The sequence below is a fragment of the Gordonia prachuapensis genome, from assembly GCF_036350515.1.
Taxonomy (GTDB): domain Bacteria; phylum Actinomycetota; class Actinomycetes; order Mycobacteriales; family Mycobacteriaceae; genus Gordonia; species Gordonia prachuapensis.
In genome coordinates, this window is sequence record NZ_JAZDUE010000022.1 from 50,910 (window position 1) to 75,383 (window position 24,474).

23 protein-coding genes and 1 pseudogene are annotated in these 24,474 nt (G+C 67.9%); 15 read left to right on the forward strand and 9 right to left on the reverse strand.

Annotation, left to right across the window (positions count from 1 at the left end; all coding sequences use genetic code 11):
* Positions 1 to 18 precede the first annotated feature (18 nt).
* Positions 19 to 903, reverse strand: a complete 885-nt coding sequence (locus V1Y59_RS21320; protein ID WP_330507041.1) for a 5-oxoprolinase subunit C family protein — start codon at positions 901 to 903, stop codon at positions 19 to 21.
* Positions 900 to 1,550: a 5-oxoprolinase subunit B family protein gene (locus tag V1Y59_RS21325; RefSeq protein WP_330507042.1), complete on the reverse strand. Its 651-nt coding sequence runs from the start codon at positions 1,548 to 1,550 to the stop codon at positions 900 to 902. Before V1Y59_RS21325 ends, V1Y59_RS21320 begins: the two co-directional genes overlap by 4 nt.
* Before the next feature lie 73 nt (positions 1,551 to 1,623).
* Between V1Y59_RS21325 and V1Y59_RS21330 the strand changes: the two genes are divergently transcribed.
* From V1Y59_RS21330 to V1Y59_RS21350, 5 genes are all read left to right on the forward strand, one after another.
* Positions 1,624 to 2,628 (forward strand): carbohydrate kinase family protein, encoded by a 1,005-nt coding sequence (locus tag V1Y59_RS21330; RefSeq protein ID WP_330507043.1) that lies wholly within the window; start codon positions 1,624 to 1,626, stop codon positions 2,626 to 2,628.
* Between the two features lie 10 nt (positions 2,629 to 2,638).
* On the forward strand, positions 2,639 to 3,961 hold the full coding sequence (locus V1Y59_RS21335) for a citrate synthase (protein WP_330507044.1): 1,323 nt from the start codon (positions 2,639 to 2,641) through the stop codon (positions 3,959 to 3,961).
* A gap of 78 nt (positions 3,962 to 4,039) precedes the next feature.
* Positions 4,040 to 4,408 (forward strand): FKBP-type peptidyl-prolyl cis-trans isomerase, encoded by a 369-nt coding sequence (locus V1Y59_RS21340; RefSeq protein ID WP_330507045.1) that lies wholly within the window; start codon positions 4,040 to 4,042, stop codon positions 4,406 to 4,408.
* Between the two features lie 21 nt (positions 4,409 to 4,429).
* On the forward strand, positions 4,430 to 5,716 hold the full coding sequence (locus V1Y59_RS21345) for a cryptochrome/photolyase family protein (RefSeq protein ID WP_431309259.1): 1,287 nt from the start codon (positions 4,430 to 4,432) through the stop codon (positions 5,714 to 5,716).
* 20 nt (positions 5,717 to 5,736) lie between these two features.
* Positions 5,737 to 6,771, forward strand: coding sequence for an enoyl-CoA hydratase/isomerase family protein (locus V1Y59_RS21350; protein WP_330507046.1), 1,035 nt, complete (start codon positions 5,737 to 5,739; stop codon positions 6,769 to 6,771).
* Here the strand turns inward: V1Y59_RS21350 and V1Y59_RS21355 are convergent.
* From V1Y59_RS21355 to V1Y59_RS21375, 5 genes are read right to left on the reverse strand one after another with little or no spacing between them, the layout of a single operon-like run.
* Positions 6,757 to 7,950: an ABC transporter permease gene (locus tag V1Y59_RS21355; protein WP_330507047.1), complete on the reverse strand. Its 1,194-nt coding sequence runs from the start codon at positions 7,948 to 7,950 to the stop codon at positions 6,757 to 6,759. The genes V1Y59_RS21350 and V1Y59_RS21355 overlap by 15 nt on opposite strands.
* Positions 7,947 to 8,849, reverse strand: a complete 903-nt coding sequence (locus V1Y59_RS21360; RefSeq protein ID WP_330507048.1) for an ABC transporter ATP-binding protein — start codon at positions 8,847 to 8,849, stop codon at positions 7,947 to 7,949. Before V1Y59_RS21360 ends, V1Y59_RS21355 begins: the two co-directional genes overlap by 4 nt.
* Positions 8,846 to 9,433 carry a hypothetical protein gene (locus V1Y59_RS21365; protein ID WP_330507049.1) on the reverse strand — a complete coding sequence of 196 codons (588 nt, stop codon included), beginning with the start codon at positions 9,431 to 9,433 and terminating at the stop codon, positions 8,846 to 8,848. Before V1Y59_RS21365 ends, V1Y59_RS21360 begins: the two co-directional genes overlap by 4 nt.
* A complete protein-coding gene (locus V1Y59_RS21370; RefSeq protein ID WP_330507050.1) occupies positions 9,430 to 9,735 on the reverse strand; it encodes a helix-turn-helix transcriptional regulator in 306 nt (101 codons plus the stop codon). The genes V1Y59_RS21365 and V1Y59_RS21370 overlap by 4 nt, the downstream gene beginning before the upstream one ends.
* A 32-nt stretch (positions 9,736 to 9,767) precedes the next feature.
* A complete protein-coding gene (locus V1Y59_RS21375) occupies positions 9,768 to 10,982 on the reverse strand; it encodes an NAD(P)-binding domain-containing protein (RefSeq protein ID WP_330507051.1) in 1,215 nt (404 codons plus the stop codon).
* Between V1Y59_RS21375 and V1Y59_RS21380 the strand changes: the two genes are divergently transcribed.
* On the forward strand, positions 10,981 to 11,712 hold the full coding sequence (locus V1Y59_RS21380) for an enoyl-CoA hydratase (protein ID WP_330507052.1): 732 nt from the start codon (positions 10,981 to 10,983) through the stop codon (positions 11,710 to 11,712). The genes V1Y59_RS21375 and V1Y59_RS21380 overlap by 2 nt on opposite strands.
* A gap of 306 nt (positions 11,713 to 12,018) precedes the next feature.
* Positions 12,019 to 13,743: a purine-cytosine permease family protein gene (locus V1Y59_RS21385; protein WP_330507053.1), complete on the forward strand. Its 1,725-nt coding sequence runs from the start codon at positions 12,019 to 12,021 to the stop codon at positions 13,741 to 13,743.
* On the opposite strand, the gene V1Y59_RS21390 is transcribed toward V1Y59_RS21385, so the two are convergent.
* On the reverse strand, positions 13,725 to 14,339 hold the full coding sequence (locus tag V1Y59_RS21390; protein WP_431309257.1) for a TetR/AcrR family transcriptional regulator: 615 nt from the start codon (positions 14,337 to 14,339) through the stop codon (positions 13,725 to 13,727). The two genes, V1Y59_RS21385 and V1Y59_RS21390, sit on opposite strands and share 19 nt — an antisense overlap.
* Before the next feature lie 203 nt (positions 14,340 to 14,542).
* On the opposite strand from V1Y59_RS21390, the gene V1Y59_RS21395 reads away from it, so the two are divergent.
* Genes V1Y59_RS21395 through V1Y59_RS21405 form a run of 3 tightly spaced genes read left to right on the forward strand, consistent with a single transcriptional unit; the run spans position 14,543 to position 18,504 of the window.
* The gene (locus tag V1Y59_RS21395; RefSeq protein ID WP_330507055.1) at positions 14,543 to 15,721 is read left to right on the forward strand and encodes an MBL fold metallo-hydrolase; all 1,179 of its coding nucleotides are present in this window, start codon (positions 14,543 to 14,545) and stop codon (positions 15,719 to 15,721) included.
* Positions 15,718 to 18,207 carry an HAD-IC family P-type ATPase gene (locus V1Y59_RS21400; protein WP_330507056.1) on the forward strand — a complete coding sequence of 830 codons (2,490 nt, stop codon included), beginning with the start codon at positions 15,718 to 15,720 and terminating at the stop codon, positions 18,205 to 18,207. Before V1Y59_RS21395 ends, V1Y59_RS21400 begins: the two co-directional genes overlap by 4 nt.
* Before the next feature lie 21 nt (positions 18,208 to 18,228).
* Positions 18,229 to 18,504 (forward strand): antitoxin, encoded by a 276-nt coding sequence (locus V1Y59_RS21405; protein WP_330507057.1) that lies wholly within the window; start codon positions 18,229 to 18,231, stop codon positions 18,502 to 18,504.
* Positions 18,505 to 18,529: 25 nt separating this feature from the next.
* Here V1Y59_RS21405 and V1Y59_RS21410 read toward each other — a convergent pair.
* Positions 18,530 to 19,117, reverse strand: a pseudogene (locus tag V1Y59_RS21410) (DNA-3-methyladenine glycosylase); the annotation flags it as partial.
* Between V1Y59_RS21410 and V1Y59_RS21415 the strand changes: the two are divergent.
* The 5 genes from V1Y59_RS21415 to V1Y59_RS21435 all read left to right on the forward strand — a co-directional run bounded on the left by V1Y59_RS21415 (position 19,095) and on the right by V1Y59_RS21435 (position 24,468).
* Positions 19,095 to 19,532, forward strand: a complete 438-nt coding sequence (locus tag V1Y59_RS21415) for a type II toxin-antitoxin system Rv0910 family toxin (RefSeq protein ID WP_330507058.1) — start codon at positions 19,095 to 19,097, stop codon at positions 19,530 to 19,532. The pseudogene V1Y59_RS21410 and the gene V1Y59_RS21415 overlap by 23 nt on opposite strands.
* 179 nt (positions 19,533 to 19,711) lie before the next feature.
* Positions 19,712 to 21,403 carry a substrate-binding domain-containing protein gene (locus V1Y59_RS21420; protein ID WP_330507059.1) on the forward strand — a complete coding sequence of 564 codons (1,692 nt, stop codon included), beginning with the start codon at positions 19,712 to 19,714 and terminating at the stop codon, positions 21,401 to 21,403.
* Positions 21,404 to 21,544: 141 nt separating this feature from the next.
* On the forward strand, positions 21,545 to 22,012 hold the full coding sequence (locus tag V1Y59_RS21425) for an FMN-binding protein (RefSeq protein WP_330507060.1): 468 nt from the start codon (positions 21,545 to 21,547) through the stop codon (positions 22,010 to 22,012).
* A gap of 15 nt (positions 22,013 to 22,027) precedes the next feature.
* Positions 22,028 to 22,903, forward strand: a complete 876-nt coding sequence (locus tag V1Y59_RS21430) for an FAD:protein FMN transferase (protein WP_330507061.1) — start codon at positions 22,028 to 22,030, stop codon at positions 22,901 to 22,903.
* The gene (locus V1Y59_RS21435) at positions 22,900 to 24,468 is read left to right on the forward strand and encodes an oxidoreductase (RefSeq protein ID WP_330507062.1); all 1,569 of its coding nucleotides are present in this window, start codon (positions 22,900 to 22,902) and stop codon (positions 24,466 to 24,468) included. The genes V1Y59_RS21430 and V1Y59_RS21435 overlap by 4 nt, the downstream gene beginning before the upstream one ends.
* Positions 24,469 to 24,474: the final 6 nt, after the last annotated feature.

Genomic DNA, 24,474 nt, shown 5'->3' on the forward strand with positions numbered 1-24,474 from the left:
TGTCAACGACGCCGGTCGCTAGATGGGTACGAAACGCACTCGATTTCCGGCGACCAGCTGCGCGGCGTGATCGACGGCCGACGAGGTGAGCACCGCGATGACGGGGTATCCGCCGGTCACCGGGTGGTCGGCGAGGAACAGGACGGGGCGGCCGCTCGGGGGGATCTGGATCGCGCCGTGCGGCACTCCCTCCGACGCCAGTTCGTCGGCATCGGCCCGGTGGGTGACGAGCGGGTCATCGCAGCCGGCGGGCCGGTCGACGCGGACGCCGACGCGGTCACTCTCGGCGCTGACCTCCCAGATCCCGCGCGTCAGGTCCGCGGGGGACCGCACATGGTCGCGGCGCGGTCCGTCGGTGATCTCGAGTTCGACGACATCGGGTGCATCGCCACCGACCGGCGCAGTCAGTGTGGCCGGCCATGCCCCGGTCGTGGTGCCGACGGGCAGCTCGACCTCGGCCCGCAGCGGGTCGGGTCCCAGGCCGGAGAGGGTGTCGGTCGATCGGGACCCCAGCACCTCGTCGACATCCAGCCCGCCGCGCACGGCGAGATAGTTGCGGCACCCGTTGCTCGGGAGGCCGATCGACAGTTCCGCGTTGTCGTGCAACGTGCTCGCGGCATCGGTGCCAGCCAGGGAACCGTCGATGCGGACGTCGGATCGGGCGCCGGTCACCGCGACGAGGAGATCGCCGTGGGCGCGAATTCGTAGTCCGCCCATCGTCGTCTCGATCACGGCGGCGGACTCGGGATTGCCGACGAGTCGGTTGGCCAGGGTCAGCGAGCCGCGATCGGCGCCGCCGGACACCGGGACGCCGAGATGGGCGTAGCCACTGCGTCCGAGATCCTGCACCGTGGCCAGTGGGCCGGTGTCGATGACGACGATCTTCTTGCCGGATGCGCTCATTCGTCGACCACGAATCTCACCATCGAGCCCGGCGCCAGCCGCGCGGGCGGGTCGGCCGTCTCGTCCCACATCGGTATCGAGGTGTGGCCCAACAACTGCCAGCCGCCCGGGCTCGTTCGCGGATAGACGGCGCTGTACCCGGCGGCGATCGCGATGGCGCCGGACGGCACCCGCGTACGGGCCTCGGGACGCCGGCCGACCTGATCGAAGGGATGGTCCCCGCCGTCACGGGGCACGAGATAACCGAACCCCGGGGCGAACCCCATGAACTGGACCTGCCACACCGTGGCGGTGTGGAGCTCGATGACGTCCTCGGGCGTCGTGTTCACGATCTCCGCGACCTCGTGGAGGTCCGGGCCGTCGTAGACCACCGGGATGCGGATCTCGGCGGTGTCGCCGGCCGACGGTGCATCGTCGGCGGACACACCGCGCAGCGCTCGATGCACCCCGAGCATGTCGAGGCCGGCTCCGGGCTCGGCCTGGACGAGGACGGTGTGCGCGGTGGGCACGATGTCGCCGACCGACAGCGCGCCCGACTCGGTCGCCTCGCGCAACGCTGCCGCCGCGCGCCCGACCGCGGAGAGCGGCCGATCCTCGTCCCCGAAGTCGAGCACGACCGCATCGTGACCCGCGGGCAACTCGCGCATACCGCCAACCTACCGGCCGCACAGCGACGATGATGGCTGCACGAGGGTGTCGCCCGCGACGTAGGAGGTGCCGGTGCGCGAGATCGTGGTCTGCGGGGAAGCGTTGGTGGACGTCGTCGCTGCGGCGAGCGCCCCGGCAGGTGGTGGGCGACTGCCGCCGCTGCAGCCCGCACTCGGCGGCGGGCCGTTCAACGTCGCGATCACGCTGGGCCGGCTGGGGAGTGCGGTGTCGCTGTGTACGGCCGTGTCCACCGACACGTATGGCGATGCGATCGTCGCGGCGCTGCAGGCCGCCGGGGTGGGGACGAGCCTGGTGCAACGCCGCGCCGAACCCACCTCGCTGGCACTCGCCACCATCGGGGCCGATGGTGGCGCCCACTACTCGTTCTATGTCGAGGGAACCGCCGACCGGCAGGTCCTCGCTCCCGAACCGTTCGCCCAGACGGTCGCCGCGGCCTGTTTCGGGACGCTGTCGATGGTGCTCGAACCCGGTGCGTCCGTGTATGAGTCGCTGCTCCGGCGATGCCACGCGGAGGGGCGGTCGGTGATCGTCGACCCGAACATCCGCGCGGCGGTCATCGACGACGAAGACGGCTACCGCCGGAGATTCGCATCGTGGATGGACGCCGTCGACATCGTGAAGCTGTCCGACGAGGACGCGGCATGGCTGGCGCGGGGCCCGCACGGATCCACGCCCGACGACTGGCTGGCTGCGGGTGTGAGCGCGATCATAACCACCGCGGGGGCCGACGGGATCGTCGTGCGCACCGCCGGGTCCACCATTTCGGTACCCGCCCGCCCCACCGAGGTCGCCGACACCATCGGTGCAGGTGACAGTGTTGTCGGTGGGCTGCTTCGGTATCTGGATCGGACCGGCGCGCTCTCGCCCGCGGCAATCGCCGCTCTGGGCCCGGCGCAGTGGCGTTCGGCCGCCGAATTCGCAGGTCACGTCGCTGCGATCACGGTCGCGAGGCCAGGCGCGGACCCTCCGTGGGCGAGCGAGCTGGCAAGCGACTACGTTGATAGCCAACAGCATCCTTACCCGGATCTGCGAAGTACATGGCTCAAACCTGAGTAAAGGGGTACGTGTGTCCGCTGAAACAGTCCCAGCTGACCCGGCGTCCGATACGGCTTCAGCGACCTTTACCTACCCCGGTGGTCAGCTGGAACTCCCGATCGTGAAGGCCACTGAAGGGTCCGATTCCGTGGCGCTCGGCAAATTCCTCGCCGAGACCGGCCTGACCACGTTCGACGGCGGCTTCGTCAACACGGCCTCGACGAAATCGTCGATCACCTACATCGACGGGGACGCGGGCATCCTTCGTTACCGTGGCATCCCGATCGACCAGCTTGCCGAGAAGTCGACGTTCATCGAGGTCAGCTACCTGCTGATCTACGGCGAGTTGCCGACCGCGACGCAGCTCGACGAGTTCACCGACAAGATCCGGCGGCACACCCTGCTGCACGAGGACCTGAAGCGATTCTTCGACGGGTTCCCCCGGAACGCGCATCCGATGCCGGTGCTGTCGAGTGCGGTCAACGCGCTCTCGGCCTACTACCAGGATTCGCTCGATCCGAAAGACCCGGAGCAGGTCGAGCTGTCCACGATCAGGCTGCTCGCAAAACTGCCCACCATCGCCGCGTACGCGTACAAGAAGTCGGCCGGACAGCCGTTCCTGTACCCGGACAACTCGCTGAGCCTGGTGGAGAACTTCCTGCGGATGACCTTCGGCTTCCCGGCTGAGCCCTATGAGGTGAACCCCGAGGTCGCCAAGGCGCTCGACATGCTGTTCATCCTGCACGCCGACCACGAGCAGAACTGTTCGACCTCGACCGTGCGTCTGGTCGGTTCGTCCCAGGCCAACCTGTTCACGTCCATCTCCGGCGGCATCAACGCACTGTGGGGTCCGCTGCACGGCGGCGCCAACCAGGCGGTGCTCGAGATGCTCGAGGAGATCCGGCTCTCCGGCGGCGACACCCAGACCTTCATGAACAAGGTCAAGAACAAAGAAGCCGGCGTGAAGCTGATGGGCTTCGGTCACCGCGTCTACAAGAACTACGATCCGCGTGCCGCGATCGTCAAGAAGACTGCGGATTCGATCCTGGAATCCCTTGGTGTGCAGGATGATCTGCTCGACATCGCGAAGGGGCTCGAAGAGGTCGCCCTCAATGACGACTACTTCATCGAGCGCAAGCTGTACCCGAATGTGGACTTCTACACCGGGGTCATCTACCGTGCGATGGGCTTCCCGACCCGGATGTTCACCGTCCTGTTCGCACTCGGCCGGCTGCCCGGCTGGATCGCGCACTGGCGCGAGATGCACGAGGACCCGGCCGGCAAGATCGGTCGCCCGCGTCAGCTCTACACCGGCTACACCGAACGCGACTATCTCGCCATGGGCGAGCGCTGACCGAGTCCGGGGGGCCTGCGGCCCGCGACTGCGCGGGCCGCGACAGATTCTGATCCGACGACTCAAAGGAGAGTCCCGTTGACCAGCGCTGAGAAGCCCGAAGTCGATTTCCCGGAGGGCCCCGCGCCGTCCGAACTCCAGATCACCGACCTCGTCGTCGGCGACGGCGCCGAGGCGCAGCGTGGTGGCGTCGTGGACGTCCACTACGTCGGTGTCGAGTTCGACTCCGGTGAGGAGTTCGATTCCTCGTGGGATCGCGGACAGTCGGCGAACTTCCCGCTCGACCGCCTGATTCCCGGCTGGCAGGAAGGTATCCCCGGCATGAAGGTCGGCGGCCGCCGCCGGCTGACCGTGCCGCCGCAACTCGCCTACGGCCCGGCGGGCGCCGGACACCGCCTGTCCGGCAAGACCCTGGTGTTCGTGATCGACCTGCTGGGCGTCGGGTAGGCGATCTCCACGAAGCCCTCGCTGCTCTGGCTCCGGCGCGATCTGCGCTGCCATGATCTCCCGCCGCTCATCGCGGCGCAGGAGGCGGGCGACGAGGTATTGGTCTGTTTCGTCGTGGACCCGCGACTGGAGAAGTCGTCGGGTCCACGACGTCTGAGTTTCCTGTTCGACTCGCTGCGTGACCTCGATGATCAGCTCTCGGGGCGACTGTTGGTGGTGCGCGGGCGGCCCGACGAGGAGATCCCGCGGTTGGCGGATGCCGTCGACGCGACGTCGGTGCACATCAGCGGGGATTTCTCGCCGTTCGGCCGTCGGCGGGACGCGGCGGTCGCCGAGGCGCTCGGCGACGTTCCACTCGAGGCGGTGGGCTCCCCGTACCTGGTGTCACCGGGCCGCGTGACCAAGCCCGACGGCGACCCGTACAAGGTGTTCACGCCGTACTTCAAGCAATGGCGCGAACATGGCTGGCGGAAACCGGCCACGTCGTCGGTCGAGCCGGCCGGGCTGATGGACCCGAGCGACATCAAGCGCTCCGGCCGCATCAAAGTTCCTGCGGCACCGGTGAAATCGCCACTGCCGGCAGGCGAGCGAGCTGCTCGGAAGCGCTGGCAGGCGTTCGTCGACGACGATCTCGCCGGCTACGACAGCGATCGTGATCGGCCGGACCTCGATGTGACCAGCCGGATGTCGGCCTACCTGAAGTACGGCAACATCCATCCCCGGACCATGGCCGCCGATCTCGGCAGATCGAAAGGCGCACAGGCCTATCTGCGGGAGCTCGCCTTCCGCGACTTCTATGCCGACGTGTTGTACCACTGGCCGGATAGTGCATGGCGGAACTGGAACAGGCAGTTCGACGACATCGCACTCGACACCGACAAGGCCGCCTACGCGCGCTTCGAGGCCTGGAAAGAAGGTCGGACCGGCTTTCCGCTGGTCGACGCCGGTATGCGTCAACTCGCCGAAACCGGTTTCATGCACAACCGAGTTCGGATGCTCACCGCGTCGTTCCTGGTGAAGGATCTGCACCTGCCGTGGTGGTGGGGCGCGCAATGGTTCCTCGATCAACTGATCGACGGAGACATGGCGTCCAATCAGCACGGCTGGCAATGGGCGGCGGGAACCGGAACCGATGCGGCGCCGTACTTCCGGGTGTTCAACCCCAACACCCAGGCCGACCGGTTCGATCCGGACGGGGACTACGTCCGGCGATGGGTCCCGGAGTACGGCTCCGACGATTACCCGGCGCCGATGGTCGATCACAAGGCCGAGCGTGAGGAAGCGCTGCGCCGATTCCGGCAGATCTGATCGACGGCTAGGCTGACTCGGTGACCGTCCCACTCGACCCGTTCGTCGCCGAGGTCACCGCGGGCCCCGAGTGGGAAGGCCTGAACTGGTCGGCCCAACGTCATTCGGGCAACGTCCGAATCGGATATCTCAGCGGTGACACCGCCGGCCCCGATGATGAGGACAGCCTGGACTGGTCGGTGGTCGGGGAGCGGTTCGACGTCGTCTACGGTCCACTCGCCTGTGAGCCGGTCTCCCGCGCCGTGGTCGGCGTGGACGATCCGGCGACATCGGCACACGAACTCGCGGAACATGTTTCCCGCAACCCGCAGGCGTCCACGGTGCTGGCGGCGGTACTGCGGGCGGGGTCCCGGGCAACGGTCCGGGAGGCCCTCGACATCGAATCGTGGGCGTACTCGACCCTTCTCGGTGGGGAGGAGTTCGCGGCGTGGCTGACCGCCCGCGGTCCGCGACCCCTGCCGCCTACGCCACCGGCATCCCCGGTGCTCGTCGAGCGTCACGGCGACCGTGTCGTCGTCACGCTCAACCGGCCGGAACGACGCAACGCGTTCGGGGCGGCCGTGCGGGACGCGCTGGTGGCCGCGCTCGAAGTGTGCGTACTCGACGACTCGATCACTGCGGTGGAACTACGCGGCGCCGGTCCGGTGTTCTGCGCGGGCGGTGACCTCGATGAGTTCGGCACCACACCCGACCCGGTGACCGCCCATTTCGTCCGTACGGCCGGCGGCGCCGGTGCGCGTCTGGCCGAGATCGCGGGGCGCACAACGGCTTTTCTGCACGGAACCTGCGTGGGCGCCGGGATCGAGCTGCCCGCGTTGGCCGGTCGAGTGGTGGTCGACCCGGCCACCACGTTCCGGCTGCCGGAGGTGGGCATGGGCCTGATCCCCGGCGCCGGCGGCACAGTCGGCATCCCGCGTCGGATCGGTCGATGGCGTGCGTTCCATCTCGCCGTGACCGGAGTCGGGATCGGCGCCCCCACCGCACTGCGATGGGGGCTGGCCGATGACGTCGCCGATGTTGCCGTCGCCGATGTCGCGGGCTTAGCGGGCCAGTGAGAAGACCTCGGACCACTTGACCCGCGACCCGGTCCGCAGGATCGACCGCTGGTAGATGCGCGCCGCGAACCAGGTCGCGGCGGCACATGCCGCGATCATCAGGGCGAAGGTGACCACGATCTGCAGCCCGGTGGTGTCGCCCGTCGCGATGCGGATCGGCATCAGGGCGGCACTGAACGGCGGAATCCACGAGAGCGTCTGGATCAGCGTCGAATCGAGCGCCTGTATCCCGAAGATGCCGGAGTACATGACCGCGATCGCGAGCACCGTCAGCGGCGCCGAACTGGCGTTGAGTTCCTCCTGCCGGGACACGATCGCACCGGTCGCCGCATACAGCGTCGCGAAGAACAGGAAGCCCAGCAGGAACCACGCGATCACGGCGGCGAACATGCCGATGGCGGCGCCGGGAAGCGTCAGCAGGCCCGTGACCTGCCCGGCGATCAACGCGGTGGCGCCGAGCAGCAGCACCTGGGCCAAGGCGATCGCACCGATGCCGATGATCTTGCCCCACAACAGATGTAGTGGCTTGATGGTGGCCAGCAGGATCTCGACGACGCGCGACGTCTTCTCTTCGACGACGCCGACGGAGACCATCGAGCCGCCCATCATGATCGCGGTGATCAACAGGATGGTGCCGACGAGTGCGATGACGATGCGCTGCCCCTCGTCGGGCCGGTCCGGTGAGGTCTGTTCGACGGTGACGGTGGCGCGGGGCAGCGCGGCGGCCGACACCCCCTGCGCCTCGAGTGCGCGGTTGAGGGACACCTGATCCACCGCCGAACGGACCACACCGTCCAGCGCCGGATCCGGGCTGTTCTCACTGATCAACACGAAGGCGTCCGGTCCGGTGCCGGGCACGAGTGCGAGCGACAGGTCACCGTCGGACACCTGGGTTCTCGCCTCCTCGGGTGACGCCACCTCGGTCACGTCGACGGACAAGCCGGTGGCCGTGCCGACTTCTTCGATGGTCTGCGCGAGGACCGCGTCCTGGCCGACGACACCGACCCGCTCGGGCTCGTCGTCGCCGGTCAGCAGGTTCAGGACGATGGCACCGGCGACGATCACCACCATCAGCAGCGCGGTACTGATCACGAACGACTTGGTCTTGGCGCGGGTCACGATCTCGCGTTCGGCGACGAGCCAGATCGAGCGCGCGGCACCGGTTTCGGGGCTTTTCATGCGACCACCTCTCGGAACAGTTCGGTCAGGGACGGCGTCGAGCGGGCGAACCGGTGGACCGGGCCGGCGCGTAGGGCCGTCGCCAGGATCGTCTGGTCGTCGACCTGGTCGGGATCGATGCGGAGGGAAGCGGTGCGGCGCTCGATGTCGTAGTCGGCGCCCAACACCCCCGGGAGGCCGTCGGCCCACCGTGTGGTGGCATCGGGACCGGCCACCTCGAGGGTGACGCCGTCGCGGGCGCGCAGATCATCCACGCGGCCCAGCGCCCGCATCTGGCCCCGGGACACGATCCCCACCCGGTCGCACAAGCGTTGGACCAGGTCGAGTTGGTGGGAGGAGAAGATGACCGGGATTCCCTCGGCCGCTTTCTCTTTGAGCACGTCGCTCATCACGTCGACGGCGACGGGATCGAGACCCGAGAAGGGTTCGTCGAGGACGAGTACCCGCGGGTCGTGGATGAGCGCTGCTGCGAGCTGCACGCGTTGCTGGTTTCCCAGGCTGAGGTCGGCGACGTCGTCGCCGACGCGCTGGTCGATGCCGAGCCGCGCGGTCCAGTGACGCATGCTGTCCTCCGCGGCGGACGTGGACAGCCCGTGCAGCTTGGCGAGGAACACCAGCTGATCACCGACCTTCATCTTCGGGTAGAGACCGCGTTCCTCGGGCATGTAGCCGATCTCGCGGCGGGTGTGCAGATCGATGGGTCGGTCGCCGAGGGTGACGCGGCCGGCGTCGGCGGCGAGGACGCCGAGGATGATTCGCATCGTCGTCGATTTGCCGGCGCCGTTGCTGCCGACGAAGCCGAACAGCTCTCCTGGTGCGACCTGAAAGGTCATGTCCTGCAGGGCGATCAGGTTGCCGTAGCGTTTGTGCAGCCCATCGATGATGAGGGGGTCGTTCATCGGGTGCTCCGTTCGTCTGGGGCGGGAAGGTCTTCGGGGTCGGGGTCCGACATCCACCACGAGGTCAGCAGACCGGGAGTCATGGTGGCGGTGACCATCAGCATGATCAGCAGGATCGCGGTGCCGTACACGGCGTCCCCGCTCACCTGGTCCTGGGTACCGAGGCCGATGAGGATGAAGTACGGGATGAACATCAGCATGTACGTCACGAAGAATCCGATCGACCGTGCCGAATTGCGTTGCGCGGCCTGTATCTCGTCGAGAGCCGATACCGGGGTGTCGGCGATCGAACCGGTCACGATGCGCAGCAGGTACTGGGAGACGATCGACCCGACCAGCGACGTCATGAACGGGACGATGAACCAATTGGTGAAGTACGCGAGGCCGGCGCTGACGAGGCCGATGCAGATGAAGAGGAGCTGTGCGACCACGAGTGCGCGGTATCCCCGGCGGTTGCGCCAACGCAGCAGCGAGCGCTCGTGCTTGCGGTTGAACTCGACGTGCCGCTCGCCGCGCCAACGGTCGTAGCGACGCCAGAATTGCGGCGTGGCCTCTTCGGGGAAGGCCGAATTGGGGTCCTTCATCGTGCACCTCCAGGATCGGATTGCGGCTCTGGCCTGAGGTCTGGCCTGCGGTACAGCTCCGCGGACATCGCACCGAACTCGGTGCGGCTGAACACGGCTTCGACCGGGAGGTCGAACACCGCGCAGATCCGGAACGCGAGATCGAGGCTCGGGTAGTTGTCGCCGCGTTCGAGTGCGCCCACCGACTGCACATTGATCCCGACCGTCTCGGCGAGTTCGGCGCGGGTCATCTTCCGCTCGGCGCGGAGGACGCCGATGCGGTTGTAGATGGGGAGCTTCTCACCCCGCCGAACAGGACTCACCTAATCAAGTGTTGGGAAAACACAACAATCTGTCAAGTGTTGATGATGGATCGTTGACGATCGAGGATGTCGGCCACGTTGCGGGCGGCCTCGCGTCCGCCCCGGTTCGCGCCGATCGTCGACGCCGACGGCCCGTATCCCACCAGCTGGATGCGTGGGTCGGCGGCCACGGTCGTCGCCAGCCGGCCGGTCATCGTGATGCCGCCGCCCGCCGAACGCAGCCGCAGCGGCGCCAGGTGATCGAGGGCGCTGCGGAACCCGGTGTTCCAGAAGATGACGTCGACGTCGAGGTGATCGTCCTCGCCGTCGAATCCACTGCCGTTGCCGAGTCCGCAGTCCCAGCACACCCCGGTCTCGGTGATGCGGGTGAACATCGGCCGCCAGCGCAGGATGCCGTCCGCCTGCGCTTCACTGATCGCCGGGGTGAGCGGCAGACCGGTCACCGACACGACCGAGGTCGGCGGCAGCCCCGCCCGGACCCGCTCCTCGACCCGGGCGACCGCGCGACGACCCTTCTCCGGGTCGAACGGGGTCGGATCGAACGCGGGCTCGCTGCGCGAGCACCAGAACGTCTGCACGCCCGGGGAGTCACGGGCGATCTCGATCAGCAACTGCACCGCCGAGATACCGGCACCGACCACGAGTACCCGCTGGTCGGCGAATTGCTCGGGGCCCACGTAATCGTGCGTGTGGAGCTGGCGTCCGCCGAAGTCGGCGATACCGGGGACGTGGGGGATGAACGGGCGCTCCCACGTGCCGGTCGCGTTGATGATGGTGCGTGTGTCGATCGTGGTTCCGTCGCCCAGGGTCGCGACGAAGCCGCCCGGGCCGTGATCGACCCGGCGGACACCGAACGGCCGGCGAATCCGTAGGCCGTACCGACGTTCGTAGGAACCGAAGTATTCGGGCACCGCGGTCGCGGCGGGGACGGTGTCGCTGTCGCGGCCCAGTGCCTCCGAAATGCCGTAACCGGGGAGATCATGGACCCCGTTCGCGGCCGCGAGTGTCAGTGTCGGCCAGCGGAACTGCCACGCGCCACCGGGGCCGGGCGCGTGGTCGAGAAGCTGATAGCGCTCACCGAGGCCGAACCGGTGCAGGAAGTACGCGGCGGACAGGCCGGCCTGACCGCCGCCGATCACCAGGACATCAGTCGATCGGTCGGGGTTCGCCACGGCCTCCAGTGTGTCACCGGCCGGTGCGATGTCGTCGGACTCGGTCCGGTGCCCGCGTGGGTAGGCTGCGGCCATGATCCACACGTCGCAATCAGGGCCGGTGCTGACCGTCGAGCTCGATCGGGTCGACAAGCGAAACGCCCTCGACGAGGAGATGGTCGCCGGGTTGTCGGACGCGTTCGGCTCAGCGGTGGACGCGGGTGCCCGGGCCATCGTGCTCACGGGTCGGGGACCGGTGTTCTGCGCCGGGGCGGACCTCTCGGGACCGGTGTACGACCCGGGATTCCTCGATCGACTGGTCGCCACCCTGCAACAGGTGGAGGAGACTCCGGTCCCGGTGATCGCGGCACTGAACGGGTCCGCGATCGGGGCGGGCCTCCAGCTCGCGATGGCTGCCGATCTGCGGGTCATGGCACCCGACGCGATCGCCGGCATCCCGGCGGCGAAGATCGGCGTCGCCGTCGACGACTGGACCATCCGGCGGCTGGTGTCGTTGGTCGGCGCAGGGCAGGCCCGCGGCATGTTCATCGGATGCGAACCGTTGTCCGCCGACCGGGCCCACGCGCTCGGGTTCGCCAACCGCATCGGGGACCTCGCCGACGCACAGCACTGGGCGGCGACGATCGCCGAACTGGCACCGCTGACCCTGCAGCACTACAAGATGGTGCTCAACGACGACGGGGCGCGTGCGCAGACCCCGTCGACACACCGTGCGGCGATGATGCGGGCGTGGCAGAGTGACGACCTCGCCGAGGGGCGGGCGGCGCGCGCCGAGAAACGGGCGCCGAGATTCCGCGGTCGGTAGCGCGGGTCTCGATACGTCCTCGGCTAGCGCCTCGGACTACTCGACCAGCGAGAGGTGCGGCTCGTCGACTACTCGACCAGCGAGAGGTGCGGGTCTCGACTACTCGACCAGCGAGAAACTACCCGGCCAACGACAGGTGCGCGGCCGATCGGGCAAAGCGGACATCTTTCGTAGCTCAATTGGCCGCTGACAGTGCGGTTTTCACGAGCGAAACATTTCGATCAAATGATCGAAACCACGCGTCCGTACGTTCTCCCGAGGGCGTGCGCCACCTCGTGCGCACCCGACGTCCGTTGAGGGAGAGAGATGTCGAGAGAATCAGAGTTCGCCGAGGACATCGGTGAGGTCGAGAACGCGGAACACGGCATCGTCGCGACCGGTGCACAGGCGGCCGCGGCGCGGGAGACGCTCGAGGACTACACGTTGCGCTTCGCCCCGCGCAGCTACCGCAAGTGGGGTCCGGGCGTGGTGGCCATCTCCGCGCTGGGCGGCATCGCCTACCTGGCCGACTTCGCGATCGGCGCCAACATCGGCATCGCGAACGGCACCGGCAACGCTCTCTGGGGCATCCTCTTCTTCGCCGTCGTCATCATGCTCACCGGCTTCCCGCTGTCCTACTACGCGGCACGGTTCAACATCGACCTGGACCTGATCACCCGCGGCAGCGGATTCGGCTACTACGGTTCGGTTCTGACGAACGTGATCTTCGCGTCGTTCACCTTCATCTTCTTCGCGCTCGAGGGGTCGATCATGGCCCAGGGTCTGCTGCTCGGGCTGAACATCCCACTCTGGCTGGGCTACCTGATGTCGTCGGTGCTGATCATCCCGCTGGTGATCTACGGGATGAACACCCTGGCGAAGCTGCAGGTGTGGACGACCCCGCTGTGGCTGGTCATGATGGTGTTCCCGCTGTTCTACCTGGTCTTCCAGCACCCGGACGCCATCGGCGACTTCCTCGCCTTCAGCGGTGGCACCGATGGGCAGGGCGGACACGGGGTCTCGTTCGCGGGCACGATGCTGGCCGCCGGTGTGTGTCTGTCCCTGATCGCGCAGATCGCCGAGCAGATCGACTATCTGCGGTTCATGCCGCCGAAAACGGCGGACAACAACCGCAAGTGGTGGACCGCTGTGCTGACCGCGGGGCCGGGGTGGGTCATCTTCGGCGCCATCAAGCAGGTCGTGGGTCTGTTCCTGGCCGTCTACCTCATCATGAACTTCGCCGAGCAGGCCGGCGTCGCCAACGAGCCGGTGCATCAGTTCCTCGCGGTCTACGAGGAGTTCATGCCGCACTGGCTGGCGATGACCCTGGCGGTTATCCTCGTCGTGATCAGCCAGGTGAAGATCAACGTCACCAACGCGTACTCCGGGTCGTTGGCCTGGACCAACAGCTTCACCCGCGTCACCAAGACCTATCCGGGCCGCCTGGTGTTCCTGGTCTTCAACGTCACCATCGCCATCGTGCTGATGGAGGCCAACATGTTCAGCTTCCTCAACGAACTGCTGAACTTCTACGCGAACCTGGCGATCGCCTGGATCGTGACCGTCGCCTCCGACATCGCGATCAACAAGTACCTGCTCAAGATCTCCCCGAAGCAGCCCGAGTTCCGCCGAGGCATGCTCTTCAACTTCAATCCGGTCGGTTTCGTCTCGGTGATCGTCGCCGGGACGGTGTCGATCATGGTGTACTTCCACGTCTTCGGCGACACGATCCAGCCGTACTCGCCGCTCGTGGCGCTGGGCCTGGCGCTGGTCATCCCGCCGATCATCGCCCTCGCCACGCAGGGCCGTTACTACCTGCGGCGAACCGACGACGGCATCGACATCCCGATGTACGACGAGGACGGGAACCCGACCGACGTGAAGCTGATGTGCTGTGTGACCGGCATCGAGTTCGAGCGGCCGGACATGATCGCGTCCGCGGTACCCGGACCGAACGGCGAGAAGCAGTACATCAGTTCGCTGGCGCTCTCATGCGACAAGACCGGTGAGCACGTCCTGCCCCCGCAGCCGCCTCAGGCCTCGACGACGTAGGCGCTCAGCGCGGTCACGACGAGCTCGATGATCTTCGCGATCGCCGTGTCATCCGAGGTGCTCAGGTAGGTGAGGGTGATCGTGTTGGTGGTCGCGATGATCACCGGACTGAGGTTGGCCACGGGTTCGGTCCAGCGCACGCCGGCACGCTCGGCGGCGATCTCCAGACCGATCCCGGCCACCTCGTAGAGCTGCTCGTACATCTGTTTGCCGACGGCCTGCAGTTCCGAGTGGTTGTGCGCGTAGATCCCCAGGGAGATCGTCGCCTGCATCCGGCCCGGGTCGGCCTTGAGCAAGGTGTAGAAGGCGTCGAAATGCGCGCGGATGTTCTTGCGCATGGCTTCTGAGCCGCGGGCATCGGAGTCGGCCGCCATCGGCAGGATCGTCTCCAGCATCCGGCTGATGTCGGACGGGACGGCTGTCTCCATCACGGCACACAGCAGCGCCGTCCGGCTGTCGAAGGCGTAGTGGAAGCTCGCGAGGGGCATGTTCGCGTGGGCACAGATCCGGCGGGTGGTGGCACCTTCGACGCCGTGATCGGCGATCACCCGATACGCGGCCTCGATCAGCGCTGTCCGGCGCTGTTCCACAGACATTCGTGCCAACGCGGACTACCCCCCTGAGCGCGTGCGACCTGCACACACGCGGTGAACATGTTCGCAGAAGGATAACAGTGCGGTCCTGTCGCGAGGGGGCAGATGGCCCCACGAATGGGGACAGTGTCCGTAGGGTCGCCGACACGTGGCCCGGTGAACGGATCTGCGCGCTCGTATGCGGCTACCGGCATTAGTCTTGGACCGTGACCTCGTCGATCGACTCCAGCCGCGGCGGCCTCGCGCGTCGAGCGGCGTCGACGCTCACTTCGGCCGGCCGGTCGGCGACGGAATCGGCGACGACGACCCTCGCACGGCGCGGGGTGTCGACGGCACGTGCCCTGGGTGCCGGTGCCGCCGAGATCGCCGCGCACACCGCCGGATCCCCCAACCTTCGCGACGGCGCCTTCGGCAACCTCGATCACGGTGCGTCGCAGGTCGACGCAGACTTTCGCGTCGTCGTCGACATGGCTCGTCGGCCCGGCCGCCCTCGACGCCCGGTCCCGGTGTTGACGCCGGAGTTCGGCGACACCGTCGCTGACCTGCAGGCCACATGGTTGGGACACGCCTCGGTTCTCGTCGAGATCGACGGCATGCGGGTGCTCACCGACCCGGTGCTGAGCCGCCGATGTTCGCCATCCCAGGTCGTCGGGCCCGCTCGGATGCATCCGGCGCCGGTCACGGTCGCCCAGCTACCGCCGGTGGACGTGGTTCTGATCAGCCATGACCATTACGACCACCTCGACCTGGCGACCGTGGTCGAACTCGCGGTGGCCCAACCCGCCGCTCGTTTCGTCGCGCCGCTCGGAGTCGGCGCGCATCTCGCGGCGTGGGGTGTCACGCCGGATCGCATCGACTCGGCCGACTGGTGGGACTCGGTCACCGTGAACGGCGCGGACGGGCGTGCCGTGACCTTCACCTGCTGTCCTGCGCGGCACTTCTCGGGCCGTTCGTTGTCGCGCAACCTCACGCTGTGGGCTAGCTGGGTGGTTGCCGGTCCCGCACATCGGCTGTTCTTCTCCGGCGACACCGGCTTCTCGGAGCACTTCGCCGAGGTCGGCGATCGCCTCGGTCCGGTGGACGTGTCGCTGATGGCGGTCGGCGCCTACGACCGGGTGTGGCCCGACGTCCACGTCACGCCGGAGGAGGCGGTCGCGGTCCATCAGATGATCACCCGGGACCGCGAGTCGGTACTGCTCCCGATCCACTGGGGGACGTTCAATCTGGCCCGGCATCCGTGGGCGGAACCCATCACACGTCTGCTGCCCGCGGCCGCCGCAACCGAGACCGCTGTCGTGGTGCCCCCGCCCGGCGGCATGATCGACCTCACCGACCGGACCGGTCCCGGTCTCGCCCACCCCTTGTGGTGGGAGTCGTCGGCGTGACGCAGGTCTCCGCCGAACCGAACCCAGGACTCACATCGGCGCAGGTCGCCGCGCGGATCGCCGACGGTCATGTCAACACCCGCCCGGACCGGTCGGGCCGCAGTGTCTCCGACATCGTGCGCGCGAACGTCTTCACCCGCATCAACGCCATCCTCGGGGTGCTGTTTCTCATCGTCGCGAGCACGGGGTCGTTCATCAACGGCCTGTTCGGTCTGCTGATCGTGGCCAACAGCAGTGTCGGGATCGTCCAGGAGATCCGCGCCAAGAGGACCTTGGACAAGCTGGCCATCGTGGGTCAGGCCCGGCCGATCGTGCGCCGCGATGGGCAGTCCGCCGAACTCGACCCCGGCGATGTGGTGCTCGACGACATCATCGAGATCGGGCCGGGCGACCAGATCGTGGTCGACGGCGAGGTGGTGGAGGCGCTCGCGCTCGACGTCGACGAGTCACTGTTGACCGGGGAGGCCGACCCGGTGGACAAGACGCCGGGCTCCGCGATCCTGTCGGGAAGCTTCGTATCCGCCGGTTCCGGCGCGTACCGGGCCACACGGGTCGGTGCGGACGCCTACGCAGCACAGCTCGCCGCCGAGGCGTCGAAGTTCACGCTCGTCGCCTCGGAGCTGAGGTCGGGGATCGACCAGATCCTGCGGGTGATCACCTGGCTGCTGATCCCGGCCGGCGTACTGACGATCGTGAACCAGCTGTTCATCAGCGACACCGACCTCAGTGCCGCGCTGCTCGGCATGGTCGCCGCCCTGGTTCCGATGGTTCCCGAGGGGCTGGTGCTGATGACCTCCATCGCCTTCGCCGTCGGTGTGGTCCGGCTCGGCCAACGGCAGTGCCTGGTCAACGAGCTCCCCGCGATCGAGGGACTCGCCCGGGTGAACGTGGTCTGCGCGGACAAGACCGGCACCCTCACCGAGAACGGGATGCGTGTGGCGGAGGTCCGCGCACTCGAGGATGCCGAATCGGCATCGTCGGCGAGTCCGGCCGGTGGGGCAGACCGGGTGTTGGCGGCGATCGCGACGCACGATCCGCGTCCCAACGCGAGTATCCAGGCGCTGGCCGAGGCCTATCCGGCGGCGCCGGAGTGGACGATGACCGCGGTCGAGCCGTTCACGTCGGCGAAGAAGTGGAGCGGCATGTCGTTCCGCGATGCGGCGACGGGACGCGACATGGGGAACTGGCTGATCGGGGCGCCCGATGTGCTCCTCGATCCGGCGAGCCGACCGGCCTCGGCCGCCGAGGAACTCGGGGCCCGAGGTCTACGGGTGCTGCTGCTCGCGCACACCGACGTCGCCGTGGACACCGAGCCGCCCGCGGGCCGGGTCGCGCCGGGCGTCGTGGTTCCGGTGGCGTTGGTGGTTCTCGAACAGCGGGTGCGGCCCGACGCCGGCGAGACGCTCGCCTACTTCGCCGATCAAGGGGTCGACGTCAAGATCATCTCGGGCGACAACGCCGCGTCGGTGGGTGCGGTGGCCGCCTCGCTCGGGCTCGGCAGCCCCGAGACGTCCGTGGACGCGCGATCGTTGCCGACCGACGCCGCCGCACTCGCCGGCGTCGTCGAGGAGGGGGTGACGTTCGGCCGCGTTCGTCCCGATCAGAAACGGGCGATGGTCCACGCCCTGCAGTCGGCCGGCGACACGGTCGCGATGACCGGTGACGGGGTCAACGACGTACTGGCGCTGAAGGACGCCGACATCGGGGTGGCGATGGGATCCGGGAGTCCGGCAGCCCGATCGGTGGCACAGATCGTGTTGCTGGACAACAGGTTCGCCACCCTGCCGTATGTGGTCGCCGAGGGTCGCCGGGTGATCGGCAACATCGAACGGGTCGCCAACCTCTTCCTCACCAAGACCGTGTATGCGGTCCTGCTCGCCCTGTTCGTGGGCGTCGCGGGTGTGTGCGGCGAACTGTTCGGACTGGGGTCGATCAGTTATCCGTTCCAGCCGATCCACGTCACGATTTCGGCGTGGTTCACCATCGGGGTGCCGGCATTCGTGCTGTCGTTGGCGCCCAACACCGAACGCGCGCGGACGGGTTTCGTGCGGCGGGTGCTCGCGCAGGCCGTCCCGAACGGGATCATCGTCGGCCTTGCGACGTTCGTCACCTACATCATCGTCAATCCGGGCGGTACCGAGATGACGGTCGGTGCCAAGGAGACGATCGACTTCAGCCCGGCGCAGACCCAGGCGGCGACCGCAGCGCTGGTCACGTTGCTCGCGGTCGCGCTGTACGTTCTCGCTGTGGTGGCGCGGCCGTTCACCTGGTGGAAGGCCGTTCTGCTCGGCGCGTCGGTCGGTGCCTACGTCGTGATCTTCACCTGGCCGTGGACCCAGGAGTTGTTCCGACTCGACTCGTCGAATCTGCAGATGATCACGGTGGCGCTGACGTCCGCCGCGGTGGGCATCGCCGCAGTGGAGGCCGTCTCACGGGTGGCGCCCAGACTGCTCGCCGTTCGCGACGGGCGGAGTCCGGTGGCGTGAAACGGCACTAGACTCGAGGCCATGGATCTCAAGGGACTCGTGGACAAGGCAAAGACCGCGCTCCGGGGCAATCCGCACCTCATCGAAAAGGGCGGCGCGGCGATCGACAAGGCAACCAAGGGCAAGTACACCGGGCACGTGGACAAGGCTCAGGACGCGGTCAGGAAGGCCGTCGGCGCCGAAAACCAGGGCGCGCCACAGCCCGGCCAGACGCCCCAGAACCCGGCTGCACAGAACCCCACTCCGCAGGACCCGACTCCGCCGCAGGATCAGCCTCGCCAGAACCCGCCCCAGTAGATCTCGACTCGGTAGGGCGACTCGCGTCCGCCCGCGGGTGGCGCCGGTAGGCGGACACCGTCGGGTCCGAGGCGATCCACATCCGCCAGGCCACGTCGGCGGCCAGGCGAACCCCGACCCGCGGCCCGACGGCGACATCGGCGGGTGCCGGGTCGCGGGAATCGTCCAGGCAGACCGGTATGCCGTCGTCGAGGTCGCTGTCGAGGTCGGCCATGGTGATCCCGAGCGCCCGGGTCAGGTTGCCCGGCCCGCGGGCGAGCGCGGTGTCGTCGGTCACGTTGGGTCGTCGTCGGCGGGCCACAGCCAGGCCGTCGACGACCTCGCCGGCGCGGACCAGGACCGCGGCGCCCTGCTCGGAAGGCCCGGTGACCACGTTGGCGCAGAAGTGGCCATGGATGCGGTAGACGTAGAGGCGTCCGGGCGGCCCGTACATGATCTCCGACCGCGGCGTGCGGCGGTATCCGTGCGAGGCGGGATCGTCTCGACCCCCGTATGCCTCGACCTCGGTGATGCGTGCCACGACGCCGTGGCCGATGAGAAGTGTGCCCAGGAGGGCTCGGGCATTGGCGCTGACGCTAGGCTCACTGACCATGGCCAAGACGAGTGACTCCATCGACGTGGACTTGTCCGTCGAGGATACCTGGGCGGCCGCGTCGGATCTGTCGCGGTTCTCCGAGTGGCTCGTGCTGCACGACGGTTGGCGATCGGACCTGCCGGACCCCGCTGAGCTGGGCGAAGGCGTGAAGCTGACGTCGGTCGTCAAGGTGAAGGGCACGCGGGTCCGGTTCGACTGGCTGATCGAGAAGTACGAGCCGTTCGAGCAGGTCCGGTTGAAGGGCAACGGCAAGGGCGGTGTGAAGGCGAAGCTCGATCTCGGCATCGCCCCGACCGATGCCGGTTCGACGGTCACATTCACGGTCGATCTCGGCGGACTGCCGTTGATCGGTCCGGCCGGTAAGGCGGCGGCCATGGCGGTGTCGGGGGATCTGCGGAAGTCATTGTCGACGTTCCGCGAGGTTTTCGGCTGAACTGACGAGGGGGGACGGCGTTGGGGCGTCATAGTGCGGGAGACGATCTGCCGGAGCGGGATTCGCCGGGAGCGCAGCGAGCGGGCCGAGATGCGCCGGCGCAGGGAGCGCAGCGAGCGGGCCGAGATTCGCCCGCGCAGGCAGCGCAGCGACCTGCGTCGCGCAGTGGTCCCATCGACATGCCTGCGAGTGGTCCGATGCGGGCGGCTTCTGCCGGCAGGTCCGGTGACGACGGCTTCGGGTTCGAGCACCGGCGGGCGTCGTCCGGGCGTCGTGCGGGCTGGATCTGGGGGGTCGCGGCACTGATCGTGGTGGCCGCGTTGGTCACCGGGTTCGTGTTGTGGCGTACCGGTGCGGTCGGCTGCGGGGACCGCACGTCGGTGGCGGTCGCCTCGGACCCGGCGATGACCGGCGCCCTTCGTTCCGTCGCCCAGCAGGCGTCGGAGGACTCCTGCTTCGACTACCAGGTGTCCGGGGTGGCCGGTGCGGACGTTCCGGGGCAGCTGACCAGCGGCGCTGATGCTCCCGACCTGTGGGTGGCGGATTCGCAGATCCAGGCGCGGCGGGTGCTGACTCAGGTGCGACGTGACCTGACCATGGTGTCGCCGTCGATCGCGACGTCGCCGACGGTCGTGGTGGGCAAGGACGTTCCCGAGCTGACCAGCTGGGTGGACGTGATGAAGTTGCAGGATCTGCGGACCGGAAGCCCGATCGACACCAGTACGGGCGACGCGCCGATCGTCGGTGCGCTCGCAGAGGTGAACAGTGGGAACCTCGCCGAAGATGAATTGACGTCGGCGATGACGGTGCTGGCGGTGCAGCAGAACAACGCTCGTCTGGAGAACGACAGCGACGGCGCCCGTCTGGATCTGGCCAACACCAGCGACGTACCGGTTGTCACGACCGAGCAGCAGTATCTGCTGTACTCGCGGACGCACCCCGGAACCGAACTCGCGGCTTCGGTGCCGGCCGACGGCACCGTGATGCTCGACTATCCGATGGTCAACACGGGCAGCGCGGCAAATCAGGACGCCGCCGCCGAGGCGGGGCAGACCCTGCTCGACAAACTGTCGTCGGAGGAGGGCCGGGCAGCACTTGCGGAGTCGGGGTATCGGGCGCCGTCCGGAGAGCCGCTTCCCGGCGACGACGGCGTCGGCCAGGTGCAGATGCTGACGCTCGACGATCCGACGCAGGTCGACAAGGCGATCCGGCAGTGGCAGGTTCTCGGTGTGCCGATCCGGACGCTGGTCGTGCAGGACACCTCGGGGTCGATGGCCGCGCCGGCCGGGGACACCACCCGCGCCGGGCTCCTCATCGATGCGTCGATGGCCGGGCTCAAACTCTTCCCCAACAATGCCTCGATCGGCGGTTGGGCGTTCGGCATCGACAAGGGCGGTCCCGACCAGGACTGGAAGTGGATGTCGCCGATCCGTCGGCTCGACGCGAACGCGGCCGCGGGCGGAACTCATCGCGAACAGTTGGGGCGGGCGGTGCAGCGTGGCCTGGCGCCCTCGCAGCTCGGCGGCGGCACCGGCCTGTACGACACCACGCTGGCAGCTTTCCGAGAGGTGCAGAACACCTACGACCCGAACTACTCGAACTCGGTCATCATCATGACCGACGGCCAGAACGAGGACCCGAACAGCATTACGCTGGACCAGTTGCTGGCGGAGTTGCAGCGACTCGAGGACCCTGCGCGACCGGTGTTGATCCTCACCATCGGGATCTCCGAAGACGCCGACACCGATGCGCTGAAGCAGATCGCCGACGCGACACCCGGTGGCAGCACCTACGTCGCGGAGAACCCGGAGGACATTCAGAACGTGTTCGTCGACGCGATCCGGGCACGGGTGGCGGCGGCCGGGCGCTGATCTGTTCGGTGGCTGCGTGCATCGGTGGCTGCCTGTATCTGTGGCTGAACCCTCTCGGGTTGCTGTCCGTCACCTGAAGATCACCTGTCGATTCAGCGCCTCGGCTGGTCGTCCGATTCGCCCTATTGCAGAATCGGGGGCATGACCTTCAACGAAACCCTGCCTCGGGCCGCCGGCGTCGCCGCGGCACTGGCCGTCGTCGGACTCGTCGCCGGTGCCTGCGGATCAGACGATTCCACCGCGGCGGACACGACGGAGACAGCGTCGGAGGCGGCCGCCGCCGCATCGGGTGAGGAGGCCTCGGGCTCCGGCGACTATGCCGACGGCGAGTACTCGGCCAAGGGCAAGTACGTGTCGCCCGGCGGTCCCCAGGAGGTCGGGGTCACCGTCACGTTGGCGAACTCGGTGGTCACCGCGGTGTCGGTGGACACCAGCCAGACCCAGGGCACGTCGAAGGAATTCCAGGACAAGTTCGCCGGCGGCATCGATGAGATCGTGGTGGGCCAGAACATCGATGAACTCGACGTCGACAAGGTGTCCGGGTCGTCGTTGACCTCGGGTGGGTTCAACGACGCGATCGAACAGATCAAGTCCGAGGCCCAGGCCTGACCGATCCGGGTGTCGATGTTCGCGCATGACTGGTGCTTCGACGCGCTGGGCACGCGATGGGAGATCTCGACGGCGGAACCACTGCCGGGGGTGACGCGGCAGGCGGTGACCTCCGAGCTCGACCGCGTCGACCGCGTGTGGTCGCGGTTCCGGTCGGATTCGGTGGTCGCCGAGATCGCGCGGCGGGCTGATGTCTACCCGGTCGATCCGCCCGATCAGCCTCTCCTGGACTGGTATCGACGCCTGTACGAACTGACGTCCGGGGCGGTCTCGCCGATGGTGGGTCAGATCCTCGTCGACGCCGGCTACGACGCGTCCTACAGCCTCGTGCCGGAGGCGGTGATCGCATCGGCGCCGGCCTGGGAGGACGCCCTCGCCGAGCATCGCGGTGTGCTCGACGTCCGCGTGCCGACGGTGCTCGATGTGGGTGCCGCGGGCAAAGGATTCGCGGTGGACCGTGTGGCGGCCATCATCGGCGACGCGACGGACGCATTCGTGGTCGACGGCAGCGGCGACATGCGCGTCCGGACCGGGGGTCGTCCCCTGCGGATCGCCCTCGAGCACCCGGTGGATGCGACGAAGGCGATCGGGGTGATCGAACTCGACGAGGGTGCGATCTGTGCGTCGGCCGCCAACCGCCGGATGTGGGCGGACTGGCATCACATCGTGGACCCGCACACCGCGTCGCCGGCACGGGAAGTGCTCGCCACCTGGGTCGTTGCGCCCGAGGCGATGATCGCCGACGGTCTCGCGACCGCTCTGTTCTTCACGCCGGCCTCGATGTTGCGCTCCGCGTTCGACTTTCACCCTGCCGGTTTTCATCATGTGACCATCCGCCGAAACGGGAGCGTGGAGCACACGGACATCCCCGGATTGGAGTTGTATCTGTGACGAGGCTGATCCCGACCTGGCTGACCGCCCATCGTGCCGTGCTCCTGGCGCTGGTCGCATTGGCCGCGGTCGCTTTCGTGGTGGCCGGGACAAACGACGAATTCGCCTACAGCGCAGGAGAGTTGGCGCTGTCGCTGCTCATCGCGGTCACGGTGAGCGGCGCGGTCACCTATGGTTGTGCGGCGATCGTGCGGGTCCCTCCGGGGTCGGATTCCTGGTTGATCACCGCGCTCATCCTGTTCTTCATCCTTCCGGGGGTGGCCGATACCGGTGCCGCGGCAACGGTCGCCGTCGGAGCGGCGGCGGCAGCCTTGTCGAAGTATGTGCTGGCCTGGCGGCGTCGGCTGGTGGTGAATCCGGCTGTGGCGGGAGCCGTCGTCGTGTACGGGCTGGCGTACGGCGACGTGGGAAGCATCGGCTACCCGATCTGGTGGGTCGCCGCCGAACCCCTTGCGGTCCCGATGGTCGTGATCGGAATGCTGTTGGTCACGGTGCTGCGCGAATGGCGGTTGGTCGCGGTGTTCCTGGCGGCGTCCTTGGCGACGATCGGGGTGCTGGAGATCACCGAAGGCGGTCAGTCGCTGCAGTTCTGGGCGGTCTCGAGTCCGACCTTCTTCGTCGCCGCCATCATGTTGCCCGAGCCGTTGACATCGCCGACGACACGGCTGCATCGGGCGATCTACGGCGCCCTGGTCGGGGTCCTGATGTACTGGCAGGTGTCGATCCATCTGACCGACGCATTCACCATCGAGTTCGTTCCGGAGGTCGCGCTGCTCGTCGGGGCGCTCTACGCGTTCGGAGTCCGGCTGGCGACCCGGAATCCGGCTGCGGGACGGCTACCGCTCGCCCTCGCCACGCAGCCGGGCGCACCCGACGCACGGGCACAACCCATCGCCGCCAACACCTTCGAACTCGAGCTGCACTCACCGGCCGCCGTGACGTTCCGGCCGGGGCAGTGGGCCATGCTGAGTGCCCCCGAGTGGTCGCGCCCGGTGTGGCGGAGCTCGCGCCGTGTGTTCTCCTACGCCGAATCCCCCGGCACCGCGCCGATCCGCTTCGCGTTCACCTCGTCCGGTGAGGGCTCGCACTTCAAGCGGTCGCTCATCACGGGCGAGACACGGCGCGTCCACCTGGATTCGTCGGGCGGGGACTTCACCTTGCCGCGCGGGCGGGACACACCTGTCGTCCTGCTCGCATCGGGGATCGGCATCACGCCGTTCCGGTCCATGCTCGGCGCCGCTCTCGCCGACGGCACCGACCTGCGCCGGTTCACGGTGATCAGTGTCGTCCGTGCGGCCGACCGCGTGGTCTACGACGACGTCCTGCGCGCGGCACGCGAAGCGGGTGCGACCGTCCGCGTCGTCGAATCAGTCGACAACGCAAACGGTTTCGATGAGACATCGCTTCACGAGGTGCTCGATGGGGACGTCGACGATGCCGCGCACTACTACGTCTCGGGCAACCCCGCCTTCGTGCGGGCCACGGCATCGGCGATCCGGCAGCTCGACCCGAGCGCGCGGTGGCAGTTCTGGCGGGTGCACACCGACGCGTTCCTCGGATACTGAGGGCAG